The organism is Pseudomonas sp. PA-6-3C (assembly GCF_021605825.1).
In the GTDB taxonomy this organism is placed as follows: domain Bacteria; phylum Pseudomonadota; class Gammaproteobacteria; order Pseudomonadales; family Pseudomonadaceae; genus Aquipseudomonas; species Aquipseudomonas edaphica.
Genome location: NZ_WKDV01000021.1, coordinates 1 through 17,340, shown reverse-complemented (window position 1 = coordinate 17,340; position 17,340 = coordinate 1). Strand labels below are relative to the sequence as shown.

18 protein-coding genes are annotated in these 17,340 nt (G+C 60.4%); 10 read left to right on the top strand and 8 right to left on the bottom strand.

Annotated elements, in window-relative coordinates; genetic code table 11:
• Nucleotides 1-17: 17 nt before the first annotated feature.
• Entirely contained in the window at nt 18-956 is a 939-nt protein-coding gene (locus tag GIW48_RS15615) for a DnaJ C-terminal domain-containing protein (protein ID WP_236460604.1), read from the bottom strand.
• 238 nt (nt 957-1,194) lie between these two features.
• On the opposite strand from GIW48_RS15615, the gene GIW48_RS15610 reads away from it, so the two are divergent.
• A complete protein-coding gene (locus GIW48_RS15610; RefSeq protein ID WP_017136783.1) occupies nt 1,195-2,469 on the top strand; it encodes an Hsp70 family protein in 1,275 nt (424 codons plus the stop codon).
• A 123-nt stretch (nt 2,470-2,592) separates the two neighbouring features.
• On the opposite strand, the gene GIW48_RS15605 is transcribed toward GIW48_RS15610, so the two are convergent.
• The 3 genes from GIW48_RS15605 to GIW48_RS15595 all read right to left on the bottom strand — a co-directional run bounded on the left by GIW48_RS15605 (nt 2,593) and on the right by GIW48_RS15595 (nt 5,004).
• Nucleotides 2,593-3,606 carry an AI-2E family transporter gene (locus tag GIW48_RS15605; protein WP_138449249.1) on the bottom strand — a complete coding sequence of 338 codons (1,014 nt, stop codon included), beginning with the start codon at nt 3,604-3,606 and terminating at the stop codon, nt 2,593-2,595.
• 234 nt (nt 3,607-3,840) lie between these two features.
• Nucleotides 3,841-4,143, bottom strand: a complete 303-nt coding sequence (locus tag GIW48_RS15600; protein ID WP_017136785.1) for a PsiF family protein — start codon at nt 4,141-4,143, stop codon at nt 3,841-3,843.
• A 72-nt stretch (nt 4,144-4,215) separates the two neighbouring features.
• Nucleotides 4,216-5,004 carry an AraC family transcriptional regulator gene (locus tag GIW48_RS15595; RefSeq protein WP_017136786.1) on the bottom strand — a complete coding sequence of 263 codons (789 nt, stop codon included), beginning with the start codon at nt 5,002-5,004 and terminating at the stop codon, nt 4,216-4,218.
• Nucleotides 5,005-5,102: 98 nt separating this feature from the next.
• On the opposite strand from GIW48_RS15595, the gene GIW48_RS15590 reads away from it, so the two are divergent.
• A complete protein-coding gene (locus GIW48_RS15590; RefSeq protein ID WP_138449247.1) occupies nt 5,103-5,990 on the top strand; it encodes a DMT family transporter in 888 nt (295 codons plus the stop codon).
• 113 nt (nt 5,991-6,103) lie between these two features.
• Here GIW48_RS15590 and GIW48_RS15585 read toward each other — a convergent pair whose 3' ends face one another.
• Nucleotides 6,104-6,994: an esterase/lipase family protein gene (locus tag GIW48_RS15585; RefSeq protein ID WP_236460602.1), complete on the bottom strand. Its 891-nt coding sequence runs from the start codon at nt 6,992-6,994 to the stop codon at nt 6,104-6,106.
• A 201-nt stretch (nt 6,995-7,195) separates the two neighbouring features.
• Here GIW48_RS15585 and GIW48_RS15580 point away from each other — a divergent pair, with 201 nt between their 5' ends.
• Nucleotides 7,196-7,726 carry a ferritin-like domain-containing protein gene (locus tag GIW48_RS15580; protein ID WP_017136789.1) on the top strand — a complete coding sequence of 177 codons (531 nt, stop codon included), beginning with the start codon at nt 7,196-7,198 and terminating at the stop codon, nt 7,724-7,726.
• A gap of 204 nt (nt 7,727-7,930) precedes the next feature.
• Here the strand turns inward: GIW48_RS15580 and GIW48_RS15575 are convergent, their stop codons facing one another.
• Complete coding sequence (locus GIW48_RS15575; RefSeq protein WP_170040316.1) at nt 7,931-9,997, bottom strand: AsmA family protein; 2,067 nt, start codon at nt 9,995-9,997, stop codon at nt 7,931-7,933.
• Nucleotides 9,998-10,343: 346 nt separating this feature from the next.
• Here GIW48_RS15575 and GIW48_RS15570 point away from each other — a divergent pair, with 346 nt between their 5' ends.
• Together GIW48_RS15570 and GIW48_RS15565 are read left to right on the top strand one after the other, a co-directional pair.
• On the top strand, nt 10,344-10,754 hold the full coding sequence (locus GIW48_RS15570; protein WP_099548110.1) for a hypothetical protein: 411 nt from the start codon (nt 10,344-10,346) through the stop codon (nt 10,752-10,754).
• 164 nt (nt 10,755-10,918) lie between these two features.
• Nucleotides 10,919-11,551, top strand: a complete 633-nt coding sequence (locus tag GIW48_RS15565; RefSeq protein WP_017136792.1) for a TetR family transcriptional regulator — start codon at nt 10,919-10,921, stop codon at nt 11,549-11,551.
• A gap of 6 nt (nt 11,552-11,557) precedes the next feature.
• On the opposite strand, the gene GIW48_RS15560 is transcribed toward GIW48_RS15565, so the two are convergent.
• The gene (locus GIW48_RS15560; RefSeq protein ID WP_170040314.1) at nt 11,558-12,046 is read right to left on the bottom strand and encodes a C40 family peptidase; all 489 of its coding nucleotides are present in this window, start codon (nt 12,044-12,046) and stop codon (nt 11,558-11,560) included.
• 339 nt (nt 12,047-12,385) lie between these two features.
• Between GIW48_RS15560 and ureE the strand changes: the two genes are divergently transcribed.
• From ureE to GIW48_RS15535, 5 genes are all read left to right on the top strand, one after another.
• On the top strand, nt 12,386-12,886 hold the full coding sequence (ureE, locus tag GIW48_RS15555; RefSeq protein ID WP_017136794.1) for an urease accessory protein UreE: 501 nt from the start codon (nt 12,386-12,388) through the stop codon (nt 12,884-12,886).
• Nucleotides 12,883-13,557 carry an urease accessory protein UreF gene (locus GIW48_RS15550; RefSeq protein ID WP_169986509.1) on the top strand — a complete coding sequence of 225 codons (675 nt, stop codon included), beginning with the start codon at nt 12,883-12,885 and terminating at the stop codon, nt 13,555-13,557. Before ureE ends, GIW48_RS15550 begins: the two co-directional genes overlap by 4 nt.
• Nucleotides 13,558-13,566: 9 nt before the next feature.
• Nucleotides 13,567-14,181 (top strand): urease accessory protein UreG, encoded by a 615-nt coding sequence (gene ureG, locus GIW48_RS15545; RefSeq protein ID WP_017136796.1) that lies wholly within the window; start codon nt 13,567-13,569, stop codon nt 14,179-14,181.
• Nucleotides 14,182-14,204: 23 nt separating this feature from the next.
• Nucleotides 14,205-14,777: a HupE/UreJ family protein gene (locus tag GIW48_RS15540; RefSeq protein ID WP_017136797.1), complete on the top strand. Its 573-nt coding sequence runs from the start codon at nt 14,205-14,207 to the stop codon at nt 14,775-14,777.
• Between the two features lie 171 nt (nt 14,778-14,948).
• Nucleotides 14,949-16,058: an AGE family epimerase/isomerase gene (locus GIW48_RS15535; RefSeq protein WP_236460601.1), complete on the top strand. Its 1,110-nt coding sequence runs from the start codon at nt 14,949-14,951 to the stop codon at nt 16,056-16,058.
• A gap of 102 nt (nt 16,059-16,160) precedes the next feature.
• Here the strand turns inward: GIW48_RS15535 and GIW48_RS15530 are convergent, their stop codons facing one another.
• Nucleotides 16,161-17,066 (bottom strand): cation diffusion facilitator family transporter, encoded by a 906-nt coding sequence (locus GIW48_RS15530; RefSeq protein ID WP_236460600.1) that lies wholly within the window; start codon nt 17,064-17,066, stop codon nt 16,161-16,163.
• Nucleotides 17,067-17,340 lie beyond the last annotated feature (274 nt).

Below are 17,340 nucleotides of genomic sequence, written 5' to 3'. Positions count from 1 at the left end.
TCATCGGGTCAGCTCGTTCAGAAGTGCTCACGGGGGTCGAAAGCGGCCTTTTCAGCCAGCGCCTGCCACAATGCCTTGACCTCATCGTCTGCAGCCTTAGGCATCACAGCCTTGAGCTGGATAAACAGATAACCGCGTTGCCCGGCCTTGTTCAACAAGCCATGGCCCTTTGCGCGCATGCGTTGGCCGTTCTGGCTGCCGGCCGGCACCTTGAGGTTAATCTTGCCGGTAAGGGTCGGCACTGCGACTTCCGCGCCCAACGCCAGCTCCCACGGGGCCAGCGGCAGGTTGATGATCAGGTTTTCGCCATCCACCTCGAACTTGGCGTGCGGCGCAAACTTGATGATCAGGTACAGGTCGCCATTGGCACCACCGCCCACACCCGGTGCGCCCTGGCCCTTGAGGCGGATGCGCTCGCCATCGGCCACACCGGCCGGAATCTTCACATTCAGGCTCTTGACGGTATTGCTGACATGCCGGCCAGACGCATCGTATTGCGGCACCTTGAAGCTGATCTGCTTGGACTCGGTGGACAGCGTTTCCTCAAGGGAAACGCTCAGTTGCATCTCCACATCCTGGCCCTTGCGCCCGGTAGGACGGCGCTGGCCGCCGCCAAAGGCGTCGCCGCGCGCGCCGAAGATCGAGCTGAAGAAGTCCGAGAAGTCGCCCGTGTCCTGGCCACCGCCATAACCACCACGGCTCTGCCAGCCCGGTGGCCCCTGGAACGGCTGGCCATGCTGGCCGTATTTACGCAGCTCATCGTACTCGGCGCGTTTGTCGGCGCTTTTGAGCGCCTCATAGGCTTCGGACGCGTCCTTGAATTTCTCTTCGGCGTCCTTTTCCTTGCTCACGTCCGGGTGATACTTGCGTGCGAGCTTGCGATAGGCGGCCTTGATTTCCTTGTCATCGGCGCTCGGCTCGACACCCAGAATCTTGTAATAGTCTTTGAAATCCATCGGCGGTTCACCATCCTTAATCGAGATCGCACAGCCCGGGGCACAACGTGCGCTGCTTTGCACCTGTTGAGTGGTGTGGCCTGGGGGTGCGTCAAAGTGTTATCGGCGCTAGCCGTATGCAACAGATGTGGGGGCAAATACCCAACTTTCAAGCACGATTTAGCGGATAGTCGGCCTACGCATCTGCGCGCGAGTGACATACACTGCGCGGCCGTTTTTTAACCGGAACCTGGAAGACATGAACAACACATCCCCAGCCCGTGCCTGCGGCATCGACTTCGGCACGTCCAACTCCACCGTCGGCTGGATCCGCCCCGGCGAGGAGACGCTTATCGCGCTGGAGGACGACAAGATCACCCTGCCGTCGGTGGTGTTCTTCAACTTCGAGGAGCGCCGCCCGGTGTACGGTCGCCTGGCGCTGCACGAATACCTGGAAAACTACGAAGGCCGGCTGATGCGCTCGCTCAAGAGCCTGCTGGGTTCCAAGCTGATCAAGCACGACACCAGCGTGCTCGGCACGGCCATGCCGTTCACCGACCTGCTGGCCCTGTTCATCGGCCAGCTCAAGAGCCGCGCCGAAGCCAACGCCGGTCGCGAGTTCGAAGAAGTGGTGCTGGGCCGCCCGGTGTTCTTCGTCGATGACGACCCGATGGCCGACCAGGAAGCCGAAAACACGCTGGTGGATGTGGCGCGCAAGATCGGCTTCAAGGACATCTCGTTCCAGTACGAGCCGATTGCGGCCGCGTTTGACTATGAGTCCACCATCGAGAAAGAAGAGCTGGTGCTGATCGTCGACATCGGCGGCGGTACGTCTGACTTCTCGCTGGTGCGCCTGTCGCCGGACCGTCGTCACAACGACAACCGCCAAAGCGACATCCTCGCCACCGGCGGCGTGCACATCGGCGGTACCGACTTCGACAAACAGCTGAGCCTGCAAGGCATGATGCCGCTGTTCGGCTATGGCAGCCGCATGAAAAGCGGCGCCTACATGCCCACCAGCCACCACATGAACCTGGCCACCTGGCACACCATCAACTCGGTGTACTCGCAAAAATCCCAGCTGGCCTTGGGCAGCATGCGCTACGACATCGAAGACACCGGCGGCATCGACCGCTTGTTCAAGCTGATCGAACAGCGTGCCGGGCACTGGCTGGCCATGGAAGTGGAAGAAACCAAGATCCAGCTGACCCACGAAGACAACCGCCACGTGGCCCTGGACCGCATCGAAAAAGGCCTGAGCGTCGACCTGAGCCGGGCATTGTTCGAGTCGTCCATCGACGCGTTGCTGGAGCGTGTGCGCAACAGCGTCACGCAACTGCTTAACGATGCCTCGGTGAGCGTGGCCCAGGTGGACACGGTGTTCTTCACCGGCGGCTCCAGCGGCATTCCGGCACTGCGCCACAGCATCTCGGCGATGCTGCCGAATGCACGGCATGTGGAAGGCAATATCTTCGGCAGTATCGGCAGCGGTCTGGCGATTGAGGCGAGCAAGCGTTACGGCGCAATGGAGTAGATCGTTCCCACGCTCCGCGTGGGAATGCATCCTGTGACGCTCCGCGTCACGACTTCAACAGCGGACGCAGAGCGTCCAGGGCTGCATTCCCACGCAGAGCGTGGGAACGAGCTAACGGGCCAGTTAAACCATCCCCGCCAGCTTCAACTCACTCTTCAGATACGCATAATAAATCGGCCCCGCCACCACGCCCGGCAGGCCGAATGCGGCTTCAAACACCAGCATCGCCAACAGCAATTCCCACGATTTGGCACTGATCTGCCCGCCGACAATGCGCGCGTTGAGGAAGTACTCGACCTTGTGGATCACGATCAGATATCCCAACGCCGCCACCGCCACCCAGATCGACAGCGACAGCGCGACGATGGTGATCAGGGTGTTGGAGATCAGGTTGCCGATCACCGGCAGCAGGCCGACCAGGAAGGTCAGCACGATCAGGGTTTTGGTCAAAGGCAGGTGAATGCCGCAGAGCGGCAGTACTACGGCGAGGAACACGGCCGTAAACGCGGTGTTGAGTGCAGCAATCTTGATTTGAGCGAAGACGATATTGCGAAAGGCCTGGACCAACAGGTGCAGGCGGTCGAACAGCGCGGCCGCCAGGGGTTTGCGCTTGGTCAGGTCGGGCACTCGCTGCAGGGCGATAATGGCGCCGAGCACCATGCCGATCAGCAGGGTGACGAACATGTGGGCGGCGTCTTTGCCGACCAGTTGCAGCTCGCTCAGGTGTTTGCTCAGCCAATCGCCGATGGCCACGCGGAATTCGGCGGCACTGGCGGGCAGGTAGGCGTCGACGAACGGCGGCAGTTGCCCGCGCGCGCGGTCGACCACGCCCATGAATTTGTCCAGGGAAGCCCCGGGGTTTTCCGCTTCGTGGAGCAGAAAGCTGATGGCGCCGGCAAAGATCAGGGTCAACACGCTGACGATCAAGGTGCCCAGCAACGCTACTGCCAGCCAACGCGCACGCCGGCCTTCAATCAGTCGCTGCAACTGCGGGGTAAGCATGTTGACCAGTTCATAAACCAGCAGGCCGGCCAGCAAGCTCGGCAACAGCTTGAGCGGCAGGACCAGCAATAGCCCGCCGAAAATGATGACGCAACTGACCAGCAACAACACGTGACGCTGAGAAAACGTTGGCATACAGCCTCAAAACGAACGGCGTTAAAGGATGGGCAGTCTGCCAGCCTTGAGGGAATCAAGCGAGAGGTCTGAATTGTGAACACCGTCAGTGTGGGAGCTGGCTTGCAGTGGCGAGGGAGCTGGCTCCCGTTCGACAGCGCAGCTGGAGCCCGCTTTTTTGGGGGCGCTTCGCACCCCAGCGCAAGCAAGCTTGCTCGCCACAGCAAGCCCGACTCCCACATGGGATCTATGTTGTTAGCTGCCTTTGAGGCAGGTGCTCATAAAGGTTTTACGCGCATCGCCAGCCAACGCCTTGGTTTTCGCCGAGGCATTGCAATCTTTCATTTTCTGCTGCTGTGGGGTCAGGGTCTTGGCATCGTTGGCAGCTGGCGCCGACAGGCAGGTCTTCATAAAGGCCTTGCGGTCATCACCTTTGAGCGTCTTGGTGGTCGCTTGTGCATTGCAGGTGGTCATTTTATTTTGCTGGGCTGTGGCAGCGAAGCCTTGGGAACACAGCAGCAGGCCCATCATCAACAACGGAATACGCAGCATCTTCATGGAGTTTTCTCCCTGTTACCGCACCAAAGGGGCACGGCCTACGCAGCAGTGTAGTCAAAACCTGTTACATCTTCAGCGTCCGCGAATATTCGACCGTCGGTACTGCTCCGGGGTGCAGCCGGCGTGACGCTGGAACATGGCGATAAACGCCGAGGCCGTGCTGTAACCCAAGTCAAAGGCTACATGTTGCACGCTGCGGTCGCTGTCCAGGGCTTCGATGGCGGCAAGATAGCGCAGGCGCTGGCGCCATTCGCCGAAGCTGATGCCCAGCTCGCGCACAAATTGGCGTGCCAAGGTGCGCTCACTCACATGCACCTGCTCCGCCCACTGCGCCAGCGGGCGATTGTCGCCAGGGTCGGCCTGCATGCCTTCGAGCACGCCGAGCAGCCCGGGGTGGCGCGCGTAAGGCAGAAAGCAATCATGCATCGGTGCCTGTTTGAGCTGGTCCACCAGCACCTGGGCCAGGCGTATATCGGCCTCACTTTGAGGAACATTGACGTCACGCTGGGCAAAATCGCTGAGGATCGCCTTGAGAATGTCACTGATCGCCAAGGTGCACGGCGCCTGCGGGAGTTGCGCGCACAATGCCGGGGCCAGGCCCACGGAGCGATACACAATCGCCTGGGCGTTGTAGGAGCTGTGCTCGGTATTGGGTGGGATCCACACCGCGTACTGCGGAGGCGACATAAAGCGGCTGCCGGCCACCTCCATGCGCATCACGCCATTGGCCGAATAGTCCAGCGAGCCCCAGCCATGCCGGTGCGGCGTACACTCGGTGTCGGGCGCAAATTCGGAGTAGCGGAAGTAGACCGGACTCGGCAGGCTGCGAAAATCCGCGAGGCGTACGGTGTGTCTGGCCATATTGTCTGGATACAAAGGTCGGTTGTCTGGATCGCAGTATAGGCTTCTATCCAGACAGGGGGATAATCGCGGCTCATCAACACACCTGGTTTCTTTCGATGCAATACGCGTACCCCCTGCTGGCCATCTTTATCTGGGCCGGCAACACCGTGGTCAACAAACTGGCCGTGGGCTCGATCTTCCCCGCAGAAATCGGCTTTTACCGCTGGTTGCTGGCGGCATTGCTGTTTACCCCATTCATGCTCAAGCCGGTGCTGGCCAACTGGGCGCTGATCCGCCCGAACCTGGGCAAGATCTTCATCCTCGGCGTGCTGGGCATGGCGGTGTATCAAAGCCTGGCCTATTACGCCGCGACGCTGACCAGTGCCACCAACATGGGCATCATCCTGTCGCTGATGCCGTTGATGTCGCTGACCGCTGCCATCATCAGCCTCGGCCAACGCCTCACCTTCGGCGCGCTGACCGGCGCAGTGCTGTCGTTCGCAGGCGTTGTCGTAGTGGTATCAGCCGGCAGCCTCGGCGCGTTACTGCAACACGGGCTCAACCTGGGTGACGCCATGATGCTGTTCGCCACCCTGGCCTACGCGGTCTACAGCACCCTGCTGAAAAAATGGCATTTGCGCCTGCCGCCGCTGGTGTTGCTGTATTTGCAGATACTGGTGGCGGTGGTGGTGCTGTTTCCGCTGTTCCTGTTCTCGGCCAAGGCCGGCTTGGGCTGGGCGAATATCCCACTGGTGCTGTACGCGTGCCTGCTGGCGTCGATGCTGGCGCCACTGGCGTGGATGCACTCGGTGAAACACCTGGGGCCAAGCCGCACCACACTGTTTTTCAACTTGCTGCCGTTGATTACCGCATTGATTGCGGCGGTGGTGCTGAAGGAAAAACTGGCGATGTATCACTTGGTCGGCGGCTTGCTCACCTTGGGTGGGGTGATTTTGTCGGAGCGTTGGATTACGCCGGTACGCCGTGAGGTTGGCGTCGCCTGACAGATCGCTATCGCAGGCAAGCCAGCTCCCACATTCGACCAGGTTCCAACTTTGGAATGGGGCCAACTGTGGGAGCTGGCTTGCCTGCGATGAACGATAACCCGGTCTCCCGGTTAAACCCCCGCCGCCTTCAGCCGCCGCGCATGCTCGACAAACAACCGAATCGGCTCGGCGCCCTTGCCCACCAACCCCAAGGATTGGTTGACGATATCGAAGTGATCCAGGGCGTAGTCATCGCCGATGACCGTGCCCAGGTGCGAGCTGTAGCGCCCGACCATGCCGTCACACTGGCCCTTCTCGCGCACAAAGCTGCGGGCGAACAACCGGCAACTGCGATTCGTGCCGTCCAGCAGGTTGCGCCCACGATCGGTCTTGCCCGACTGCAAGGTGCCGGACCACGAGTAATAACGCACGCCATTGACCACTTCGGCGCCCTGCCCGCCCCAGGTAGCGGGCAGCCCTTGAGGATACTGGCGGTTAAACAACGCCACACCGGCACTGGTCAGCGAATGGTGCGAAGCCTCTAGATCGGCCTTGAAGCGCGGGCCGCGATAGCCGGTTTCCAGCAGGCCCATCCACCAGGCGACCAGGTGAAACACCGCGCTCATCAGCCTGCCTTTCACGCTGTCAGCCGGGTAATGGGCGTGGATATGGTCCGCCAGCTCCGAGCCATGGTTGGGGCCAGCCACCGACGTCACTGACGCCACCCACTCCGGGCGCCTGGCGGCGGCATAACGCGCGGTGAGCGCGCCCTGGCTATGGCCGATCAGGTTGACCTTGTCGGCGCCGGTCTCGCGACGAATCTGCGCAATGTGTACCAGCAACTGCTCGCCACGCACCTCGCTGGAATCCAGCGGCGCCACCTGAACGGCAAATACCTGCGCCCCACCCGCCCGCAGCGCCGGGACAATCCCGTACCAGTAAGGGAAAAAGCCTACGCGCACAAAGCCCAGCATGCCGGGTACCAGCACCAGGGGGTAACGCGTGGCGAGGGAATCGGGCATAGGGCGGACATCCTGGTAGGGGAAGCGATAACGCCATCCTAGACCACCCGACATGACTGCCCCATGACTGTGCCGTTTAGAAGTGTCCGGTCAGGCGGTGTGAAATCCGATAAAACTTTTTGCGCTGCCCGGGACTCACAACTTGGAGTGATCACGCCGACAGAGCGTGGCGCAAAACCGGATTAGCACCAGGAGATTGAGATGACCCAAGCAAACTTGACCGACGTTGCAACCCTGCGCAGCCGCGCCCGCCAGCACGTCGAGAACGGTGCCGTGACCGAAGGCTACGACGCCGACCGTGAGGAAATTATTCGCCTGCTCAACGAGTCGCTGGCCACTGAACTGGTCTGCGTGTTGCGCTACAAGCGTCACTACTTCATGGCCAGCGGCCTGAAAGCCAGTGTCGCGGCCGATGAGTTCCTGGAGCACGCCACCCAGGAAGCCGAACACGCCGACAAACTGGCCGAACGCATCGTGCAGTTGGGCGGTGAGCCGGAGTTCAACCCCGACCTGCTGTCGAAGAACTCCCACGCTCAATACGTGGCCGGCAACACCCTGAAGGAAATGGTCTACGAAGACCTGGTGGCCGAACGGATCGCGGTGGACAGCTATCGCGAAATCATCCAGTACATCGGTGATAAAGACCCGACTACACGTCGAATCTTCGAAGATATCCTGGCCCAGGAAGAAGAACACGCCGATGACATGGCGGATATTCTGCAGGACCTGTAACGCGCTTCACCGCTGAACCCCATGTGGGAGCGGGCTTGCCCGCGATAGCAATCTAACAGTCAGTGCCTGTATCGACTGTTACAGCGCTATCGCAGGCAAGCCAGCTCCCACATTTTTTTGCGCCGGGTCCTGATCGTTCCCACGCTCCGCGTGGGAATGCATCCAGTGACGCTCTGCGTCACATCCCCTCTAGGAGCGGACGCCTTACTTAACGGTTTTCGGCGCCTTGCCTTCCTTCATCTGTTGCAGCAACGGTGCGCACTGGTTGGGCTCGTCACCGCTCGGAGCGACCAACGCCAGCAACCCGGCCGCCGGGCCGGCGATTACGCCCAGCGCGACCATGCCGGCACCCCGCAACATCAGCGGCACGGCCTTTACACCCGCATTAGGCTTGATAAACGGGCCATTGACGTACAACGGTGAACGCAGGGAGAACAAGCGAAAGCCCTTGGACTCTGGCGTGATGGTCAAGTCCAACTGCTCGGTCGCCATGTTCGCCGTGCCATCGATATAGATAATCGCGTTCTCGGTATCGAACACAAACAGCCGCGTCGTCGCCAAACCCGTCTTGATGCCAAAGTCTGCCGCCGCGCAGTTGATCTTCACTTCCTTGTCGCCAAACAAGCGGCCCACCACGTAGTTGCCCACGTTGAGCCCGGCAATTTCCATCAGGCCGCGGCTGATGGCGCCGTCATTGATCAGCATTTTCAGGTCACCGTTGGAGGTGCCCAACAAGGCCGCCACGGAGTTGCCGCGCCCGGAAATATCAGCGTCGCCGTTGAGCTCACCAAAGCTGGTCTTCATCGGTTCGAACGTCGGGAACAACTGTTTGAGCTTGAAGTTGCGTGCAGTCAACCTGGCACGGCCTTCCATTGGCGTGATGCGCCCGTTCAAGCGAATCTGCGCATCCAGCTTGCCACCCGCCACGCCAAAGCGCAGGGGTTGCAGGCTCAGCTCGCCATCGTTGAGAACCAAGTGGGTGTAGAGGTCGGTGAACGGCAAGTCGGCGCTGTGCACGATACGTTTGCCGGTGAATTCCACGTCGGCGTCCATGTCGCGCCAGCGCTCGGTGCGGAACTCTTCCACCGGCAGCACTTTGGTCGCCGGTTGCTTGCTCTCGCCACCACGGGCCTTCTGTTTAGCGTTGGAGTCGGCACCGATCAACGGTGCAAGGTCGGTCATCAGCAGTTGGTTGGACACCAGCGTACCGCTGAGCTTGGGGCGTGGCTGGCTGGCGACGTAGCTGAGGTTGCCGTGGATATCACTGTTGCCGATCTTGCCGTTGAAGTTTTCATAGGTGAATGACGCGCCGCTGGCCTCATGCAGCTTGGCGATCAGATGGCCGTCGGTGGAATAGGCCGGAGAATCGGGCAGCGTCACGCCGGTCAGCGGGTAAAGGTTGCCCAGGCTACTACCGGACAGTTTCAACCGCAGGTCCAGGGCGCCAAGGTTCAGCGGATCGGTCAGGGTGCCGGCCAGTGCGATGCTGGTGTCGGCGATTTTCACTTGCGCTTGCAGCGGGAACGGCTTGGCCGCGTCCTGCAAGGCCAACAGCCCGCCTATCTTGCCGGTGCCATCGAGTTTCTGGCCGTGGTACTGGCCTTTGACCTTGAGGCCGAATGCGTAGTCCTGCGGCGCCGAGCCTTTTTCCAGGGCCTTCTTGGCATCCGCGTCGCCGACGATTTCACCGAAGGGAATCGGCTTGCCAAGCAGGTCGATGATCACATCCAACTGGGTCTTGAGGGTTTGGTCGTCGAGGGTCACGTGGCCCTTGTCGAAGCCGATGGAGCCGATGTCCACCACCCAGCTGGAAGGCTCGGCGTTGGGGTCTTTGGGGTCGAACTTGAAGGTCCAGTTGGCGCGACCGTCGGCAAGGCGCTGCAAGTCGGCGCTTGGCTCGGTGAGGTCGATACGCGGGATCACCACGCGCTGAGCCAACAGCGCCAGGGGCGAGATGCGCAGCTCAACGCGTTTGAGCGTGACCATCTGCGGTTTTTTTGACCAGTCCGGGTTGCCCAGGGTCAGGTCTTCGGCAATCACGTGCGGCCACGGCACCCAGGCACGCCAACCGCCTTCATCGGCCTCGCGCGCCCACACCACGGCGAGGTTGCCATTAATGGCAAACGGGCGATGCAATTCTTCGGAGACCTTGGCATTGAGCGGCGGCTTGATGCGGTTCCAATCAAAGAACACCAGCACCAAGACCACGATAGCGATTAACACAGCGAAGCTGGCGCAGCTCCAAACCACGATTTTACGAGTGCGCGTCATTGCACAGGACTCCTCAACACAGATAGCAAAACTAAAGCTTATAAGGCTACGACTGGCAAACCGCCGGGGGGTTTAACCCGATCAGCGATTTAGTCGCAAAAAGCCACATTCCTGATCGACCAGACAGTTTTCATCATCGACAGCGCACCATTGTTACCCAGGTTCGTGTCGAAAATACCCATCACGGTGCAAAAGCGCGGGCTTGAGAGGCGCGTTCTAGAGCCTCTGCGGGGAACAATCAATTCTGTTGATTATTACCATTGTGTTTATGAACTTTTATATCGACTTCTCGAGAGTAACATTAGCCCTGTACCCACTTTATCGCCCTCCCAAGGAGCAACCCATCATGAAACGCCAAATACTCGCTACTGTTCTGCTGTCGGTCCTGGCTTCCAGCGCATTTGCCCTGCCAGCCGCTGAACAAGCTACCCCACAGAACAAAGCTCAAGCCGTTCAGTCGAGCCAGACCCTGGCCCGCAGCGGTTCGCAAGAAGACGAAAACCGTGACTACGCCAAAGGCGCCGTTGCTGAAAACGGTCGCAACCGCCTGGAAGAGAAAGGCCTGGTAGAAGGTGGCGCTGAACAAGCCAACAAACGTGCTTACACCGAAGGCGTTGCTGAAGGTGGCCGTGATCGCCTGGAACAAAAAGGCCTGGTAGAAGGCGGTGCTGAGCAAGCCCACAAACGCGCTTACACCGAAGGCGTTGTTGAAGGCGGTGCTGACCGTCTGCAAGAACTGCATCAAGCACAGAGCTAACCCCGTGGTGGCCGAGAAAAAAGCCCGATCTGAAGATCGGGCTTTTGCTTTTATCTGACGCTTATCTGAACTGCATCACACCCCAACATCCCGCCAAGTTCGACGTAGCTGAAGCTGTTTTGCTAGAGTGCGTCGCTGTACTTGCCGACAAAGCCCGCCCGCCGATGCTGCCCCGCGCCGAACAGAAGCAACAGACCCGCCTCGCCTTGATGGACGCAGCCCGCCATCTGATGGAGTGTGGCCGTGGGTTCGGCAGCCTGAGCCTGCGCGAAGTGGCCAAGACCGCCGGGATTGTGCCGACCGGGTTCTATCGTCACTTTGAGGATATGGACCAGCTGGGGCTCGTGCTGGTCAGTGAAGTCGGTCAGACCTTTCGCGCCACCATTCGCCTGGTCCGTCACAACGAGTTCGTGATGGGCGGCATCATTGATGCCTCCGTGCGGATCTTTCTGGACGTGGTTTCAGCCAACCGTTCACAATTCCTGTTCCTGGCCCGCGAGCAATACGGTGGCTGCCTGGCCGTGCGCCAAGCCATCGGTGCGCTGCGTGAAGACATCACCAGCGACTTGGCTGCCGACCTTACGTTGATGCCCAAGCTCCAGCACCTGGATGCCGACGGCTTACATGTGATGGCCGACCTGATCGTCAAGAGTGTGTTCGCCACCCTGCCCGACATCATCGACCCACCGGCCCAGGCCCTGCCTGCCCACCTTACGCCCCAGGCGAAAATCACCCAGCAACTGCGCTTTATCTTTATCGGCCTCAAGCATTGGCAAGGGCTGGGCAGCACCGAATAAGCCCGGTCAGCCCGCCGTGTGGAAGCGCTTGGCGGTGGTGTAGTGCTTTTTCCAGTAGCTGTTGCTCAATGAATCGATACGCACGCGTTTGCCGGTACTGGGCGAGTGGATGAATTTGCCCTTGCCGATATAAAGGCCGACATGGCTGACCTGGCCGCGCCCATTGCCTTTGAAAAATACCGCGTCGCCGGGCTTGAGGGCCTCGCGCTTAACGGTCGCAGCGCTTGATCGATGCATTTCTGTGGTGGTGCGCGGCAGGCGGATATTGGCTTCGGTCTTGAACAGGTAGACCAGGAAGCTGCTGCAATCAAACCCCTGGTTAACCTTGGTACCGCCGCTTTTATACGGCGTGCCGAGCAGCTCATGGGCACGATCGATCACGTTGTCGATGGTGGCGGAGGGTTCGAAGGCCACAGGCGCTTTTAAATTGGCCGAGGCCGGTATGACGGAGCAGGACAAGCTGAGAATAAGTGAAACCAAAAATACTTTGAACATGATCGGCGTCGCAGTGGATTAAACACGGCGCACATCGTAATGAAACAGCGCGTAACTTTTTGAACGGCAAATCCTTCAATCACGTAGGACAAATCCTAGAAAAATCCAGTGCGAAACAGATGAAGGAAATTTCATCCTTCACGCAACGGTTCTCAACGAAAAGCGCCCCCATCCAGTGCTATAAATCCAATAGCGCACCAATTTGAAGCGCGACAGCCATTGGCTGACGCCCTATTCGGTGGCATGTCCGTGCTTGCCTACAGGGATTTCCCGCCCATACACACGGTTGGCAAGCCCCTTGCTCTAGCTCATTTATCGCTCATAGCTGGAAGCCTCCTGATGCTGGTGATCCACCGCCGAATCGCCCCCCAAGCCCTCTGGGCCGCCGAACTGCTGCTGAACTTCGAAGCCCGCAGCAAAAGCCGCCTGCGCTGTTTCAGTGCCGACGGCGAAGACGTCGGCCTGTTTCTGGAGCGTGGCCAGCCGCCGCTGCACGATGGCGAATGCCTGCAAGCGGAAGACGGGCGCGTGGTACGCGTGGTCGCCCGCCCTGAACAGCTGCTGCACGTGACCTGCAGCAACGCCTTTGAACTGACCCGCGCGGCGTATCACCTCGGCAACCGCCATGTGGCCTTGCAAGTCGGCGACGGCTGGCTGCGCCTGCTCGATGACTACGTACTCAAAGCCATGCTCGAACAGCTCGGCGCCACCACGCAAACCCTCGAGGCTCCGTTCCAGCCGGAACACGGTGCCTATGGCGGTGGCCATCATCATTCGCGTCATGGCGATGAAGACTTCAATTACCCGCCCAAACTGCACCAGTTCGGCGTGCGTCTATGAACCCAGCCTGGGCGCTGTTGCGTCTGGCCAGTCCGCAATTGCCGATTGGTGGCTACAGCTATTCCCAAGGCCTGGAGATGGCGGTGGAGAACGGCCGCGTCAATGATGCAGCCAGTGCCCGGCGCTGGATCAGCGACCAGTTGCTGCTCAACCTCGCCCGTTTTGAAGCGCCGCTGTTGCTCGCCCATTGCCACGCCGCCGCCGAACAGGATTGGCCGCATTTGGCGCAGCTGTGCGAAGAGCACCGCGCCAGCCGCGAGACCCGCGAGCTGTATCAGGAAAGTCGCCAGATGGGCTATTCCCTGCAACAGCTGCTCAACGGTTTACCGGAGCTGGACGACGCCGCGCGCCACTTTCTGGCCCAACGTGATGAACCCCACCTGGCCCTGGGCTGGGCTTTGGCCGCCCGCGCCTGGCACATCAACCCCGATGACGCCCTGGCCGCGTGGCTGTGGAGCTGGCTGGAAAACCAATTGGCGGTGCTGATGAAAACCCTGCCGCTGGGCCAGCAAGCCGCCCAACGCCTGACCAGCCAATTGCTGCCCCTGTTGCAACAAGCCCAGCAGGACGCGGCACGCATCGACCCTCCCCATTTCGGCAGCGCCGCGTTCGGCCTGTCCCTGGCGTGTATGGCCCATGAGCGCCAATACAGCCGCCTGTTCCGTTCCTAGGAGACCTACATGAACACACAACCTTTGCGTGTCGGCATCGGCGGCCCAGTGGGCTCCGGCAAGACCGCCCTGACCCTGGCGCTGTGCCTGGCGCTGCGCGACCGCTACAACCTGGCGGTGGTCACCAACGATATCTACACCCGCGAAGACGCGGATTTTCTGGTGCGCAACCAGGCACTGGCGCCCGAGCGCATCATCGGCGTGGAAACCGGCGGCTGCCCGCACACGGCGATTCGTGAAGATGCCTCGATCAACCTCGAAGCGGTGGACCAACTCAACCGCCGCTTCCCCGGCCTGGACCTGATCCTGGTGGAGTCTGGCGGCGACAACTTGTCGGCCACGTTCAGCCCGGAACTGTCAGACCTGACCATCTACGTGATCGACGTGTCTGCCGGTGACAAGCTGCCGCGCAAGGGCGGGCCCGGTATTTGCAAATCCGACTTGCTGGTCATCAACAAGATCGACCTGGCGCCCCTGGTCGGCGCCTCGCTGGAACTGATGAACAGCGACACCACACGCATGCGCAACGGTAAGCCCTTTGTGTTCAGCAACCAGAAAACCGGCATCGGCCTGGATGAAATCGTCGCCTTTATCGAACGTCAGGGTTTGCTGACTGCAGCCTGATCACACCCCCAAAAGGAGCCTGTATGGGACTCAACAAAATTCTTGCAACCGCCGCCCTGCTGCTGGCACCGGCCCTTGCCTTCGCTCACCCTGGGCATGGCGATAATGGCCTGGTGGCCGGTATCAGCCACCCATTGGGCGGTATTGATCATTTACTGGCCATGGTCGCAGTCGGGTTGTGGGCCGCGCAGCAACAAGGCAAGGCGCGCTGGGCACTGCCTTGCGCGTTTGTCGGCACCATGCTGGTGGGCGGCCTGCTCGGCTTTGAAGGCCTGGAACTGCCGGCGCTGGAAAGCGGGATTGCTGCCTCGGTACTGGCGCTGGGCTTGGCGGTAGCGCTGGCAGTGCGGCCGCCGTTGTTTGTGGCGGTGGCGGCGACGGCGTTGTTTGCGTTGTTCCACGGTGTGGCGCACGGCCTGGAGCTGCCTGACATGTCCAGCCCGTGGGCGTATGCGGCCGGCTTTGTGGCCGCGACGGCGGCGCTGCATGCTGCCGGGTATGCGGTGGTGCGTTTCCTGCCGGCTGCTGCGGCGCCGCTGGTACGGGTTGCCGGGGCAGCTTCGGCGGCAACCGGGGTTTGGTTGCTGGCGGGCTGATTGGCGGCGCTGCTGAGGGCACCATCGCAGGCAAGCCAGCTCCCACCTTTGACTGTGTTCACAGATCCAAAGGTGGGAGCTGGCTTGCCTGCGATGGCGGTGGCACAAACACCACAGAACTCAAGCCTGCTACCATGCGCGCCTACACCTCTGCCGTGACGACGCCAGCCGATGCCCATCGCTTCCCAACCTTCCTTGAATGCCGTGCTCACGCACTTCCACACCCTGATCGTGCCGCTGTGGCAAGGCCCGGGCTGGAACGCCGACTTGGCGTTGCCCTACGAGGCCGTGGACGCCAATCACCAGCCATTGCCCCCGCAACGCTACCGCGCCATGGCCTGCGCCCGGCAGTTGTACCTGTTCGCCAGCCTGATCGGCGAGCCGGGTGCAGCGTTTGCCGAAGAGCGTGCAGCGGCGCTGTTTCGTTCGCTGCAACGGCATTTTCATGATGCCGAACACGGCGGTTGGTTCTACAGCATCGACGCCCACGGCAAACCGCTGGACAAGCGCAAAGACCTCTACACCCACGCCTTCATCATCTTCGCCTGCGCCCACTATTGGGCCAAAGTACGCGAGCCGTTGGTGGAGTCGGTACTCGATGCGGCCCTGGCCGTGGTCGCCGAACGTTTCGCCACCGGCGACGGCCTGTACGAAGCCGTATTGGAGCGCAACTGGTCATCGCTCAAGTCCGGCCCACTGCAAAACCCACTGATGCACCTGGCCGAAGGTTTCCTCGCCACCCTGGCCGTGCGTGAAGACGCGATCACCCAGGATGCGTTGCTGGACCTCGCCACCGCCCTGCAGAAGCGCTTCATCGACCGCCAGCACGGCGTGATGTTGGAAAAACCGCTGGGCGCTGTGGATAACTGGTTTGAGCCGGGACACCAGTTCGAGTGGTTCTTTTTGCTCGACTCTTCAGAGGTACTGCGCGGCACACCCTTGCATGCCTCGCTGACGCGGGCATTTGCCTATGCAGAGCTTAAGGGTGTGGATAAGTTAAGTGGCGCGGTCAGCGGCATGCTCGCGCTGGATGGCAGCGTGCGCGACGGCACGCAACGGATCTGGGCACAGGCTGAATACCTGCGGGCGCTGACCTTGCGGCCGGGCAGTGAGGCGGTGTTGCAACGCCAATTGCTGGCGCTGCAACAGAACTTTTTGCATGAGAAAGGCTGGCATGAATGCCTGGATGCCAAGGGCGCAGTGAGCCGGCGGGATATGCCGTCGACTACGCCGTATCACTTGGCCACTTGCTACCAGGGGCTGATCCAGCATCTGGGTTGACCTTTAGTGCCTCATCGCAGGCAAGCCAGCTCCCACATTTTGATGTGTGAACACAGTCAAATGTGGGAGCTGGCTTGCCTGCGATAGCGGTCTACCTGACTGTCATGCAATCCACTTGCGATCCCCGGTAAAACTGATCGTCAACCAGCGCGCCGCATCCGGCGTACCCAACCCTGTGGATATCTCCTCGCGCAGCCCATCAAGCGTCGCCACGTTATCCACCGGGTAATTGGCCGGCAACACCACATGAATCTCGATAAACCGCGCCCGCCCGTGCTTTTGCACGTACGACACGTAATCATCGAAACCGTGCTTGGCCTGGGCGGCATCCATCACTTCGCGCACTTTGTCATCCAAGTGGTCCGGGGCAATTCCCAGCACCTCACGCAACGCCGGGCGCAGGATCTTGAACGCCGGCGCCAGCATGCTCAGGGCCAGCAGAATCAGGATCAATGGGTCGACATACACCGCCCACTCGCCATAGCCCTGGGACTTGAGCAACAGCGCAGCGAGGAAGCTGATCAGCAAGCCCACCGACAGCATCGCGTCCACCAGCCAACTGATGTTGTCGAACTGGATCAGTGAAGATTTGAGCGTGCGATTGCGATAGCGCACGTAGAAGAAGTAGGCAAACTCGACCACGGCAAACACTGCCGCGTAGACGATCACCAGTCCCAACTCAATCTCACGCCCGCCATTGATGATGCCGAACACACCGTTGAGAAACGCGTAGATCGCGATCAACAACAGGAAGCTGCCTTCGATCAGCAGCACCATCGGTTCCAGGTGCCAGTAGCCGAACTGGAAACGCTCGTTGCTTTTCTTGGCGATCAGCTTGGCCGTGATCAGCATCAGCACCTTGATGGCGGTGGCGATCAGCGAGAAAAAGCCGTCGAATAGAATGGACTGGGCGCCAGATATCACACCCGTGACAATCCCGGCGATCGCGACCGCGAACATCAGAATCGTCGATTGTTTGAGCAGTGCCTGCTCACCTCGGTTACTCACATTTCCTCCCGTCAAAACCTTTAAACCGCACAGTGCGGAGGGGTTTTCAGGCGTGGAGTGTACCTTATGTCCTGTTTTGGCCGATTTGACGCCTTCTGAGACACTGGAAAACCTTGTGGCGAGGGAGCTTGCTCCCGCTGGGCTGCGAAGCAGCCCCAGCTCTTTCTGCCTGACTCACCGCTCCCCTGGGGCCAGTCCTCTCCCCCCCTAAACAACAACAAAAACAACAAATAAAACCACAACAAACACAAACACAACAAACAACTTTAGTCCC

Coding starts and splice junctions, on each gene's coding strand:
- GIW48_RS15610 (WP_017136783.1), top strand. CDS start 1,195: ATGAACAACACATCCCCAGCCCGTGCCTGCGGCATCGACTTCGGCACG.
- GIW48_RS15560 (WP_170040314.1), bottom strand. CDS start 12,046: ATGTTCAAAGTATTTTTGGTTTCACTTATTCTCAGCTTGTCCTGCTCC.
- GIW48_RS15590 (WP_138449247.1), top strand. CDS start 5,103: ATGCAATACGCGTACCCCCTGCTGGCCATCTTTATCTGGGCCGGCAAC.
- GIW48_RS15605 (WP_138449249.1), bottom strand. CDS start 3,606: ATGCCAACGTTTTCTCAGCGTCACGTGTTGTTGCTGGTCAGTTGCGTC.
- GIW48_RS15535 (WP_236460601.1), top strand. CDS start 14,949: ATGCCCATCGCTTCCCAACCTTCCTTGAATGCCGTGCTCACGCACTTC.
- GIW48_RS15540 (WP_017136797.1), top strand. CDS start 14,205: ATGGGACTCAACAAAATTCTTGCAACCGCCGCCCTGCTGCTGGCACCG.
- GIW48_RS15585 (WP_236460602.1), bottom strand. CDS start 6,994: ATGCCCGATTCCCTCGCCACGCGTTACCCCCTGGTGCTGGTACCCGGC.
- GIW48_RS15615 (WP_236460604.1), bottom strand. CDS start 956: ATGGATTTCAAAGACTATTACAAGATTCTGGGTGTCGAGCCGAGCGCC.
- ureG (WP_017136796.1), top strand. CDS start 13,567: ATGAACACACAACCTTTGCGTGTCGGCATCGGCGGCCCAGTGGGCTCC.
- GIW48_RS15565 (WP_017136792.1), top strand. CDS start 10,919: ATGCTGCCCCGCGCCGAACAGAAGCAACAGACCCGCCTCGCCTTGATG.
- GIW48_RS15595 (WP_017136786.1), bottom strand. CDS start 5,004: ATGGCCAGACACACCGTACGCCTCGCGGATTTTCGCAGCCTGCCGAGT.
- GIW48_RS15580 (WP_017136789.1), top strand. CDS start 7,196: ATGACCCAAGCAAACTTGACCGACGTTGCAACCCTGCGCAGCCGCGCC.
- GIW48_RS15600 (WP_017136785.1), bottom strand. CDS start 4,143: ATGAAGATGCTGCGTATTCCGTTGTTGATGATGGGCCTGCTGCTGTGT.
- GIW48_RS15575 (WP_170040316.1), bottom strand. CDS start 9,997: ATGACGCGCACTCGTAAAATCGTGGTTTGGAGCTGCGCCAGCTTCGCT.
- GIW48_RS15570 (WP_099548110.1), top strand. CDS start 10,344: ATGAAACGCCAAATACTCGCTACTGTTCTGCTGTCGGTCCTGGCTTCC.
- GIW48_RS15550 (WP_169986509.1), top strand. CDS start 12,883: ATGAACCCAGCCTGGGCGCTGTTGCGTCTGGCCAGTCCGCAATTGCCG.
- ureE (WP_017136794.1), top strand. CDS start 12,386: ATGCTGGTGATCCACCGCCGAATCGCCCCCCAAGCCCTCTGGGCCGCC.